The organism is Massilia sp. CT11-108 (genome assembly GCF_047302915.1).
Classification (GTDB): Bacteria; Pseudomonadota; Gammaproteobacteria; order Burkholderiales; family Burkholderiaceae_D; genus Telluria; species Telluria orientalis.
Window position 1 is genome coordinate 1 of record NZ_JBKYMO010001729.1, and the last position, 241, is coordinate 241.

Sequence of the window (241 nt, forward strand, 5' to 3'; positions counted from 1 at the left end):
TGGTCGAAATGATACTACCGGCCAGCGTAAATCGTTCAAGAGATTGAGCGACATCCTCAATCGAACGGAGCATCATGATCTCTGGGTCGTCAAGTTCACTGATGTCTCGCTGCTCTGTGAAAAGACTGGCTCGACCAATCTCCCGATGCATCGCACGAAAACACAAGCCACCCGATCAGAATCGCTCAACGACATGGGCAAGAGGGAGAAGTATGCCGGAAACAATCGCAGGGGTCTGTCC

1 protein-coding gene is annotated in these 241 nt (G+C 51.9%); it reads left to right on the forward strand.

What is annotated here, in order from left to right; translation table 11 throughout:
- Nucleotides 1-43 precede the first annotated feature (43 nt).
- A partial coding sequence (locus tag ACEN88_RS36170; RefSeq protein ID WP_413347193.1) for a hypothetical protein occupies nt 44-241 on the forward strand: 198 nt, incomplete at its 3' end.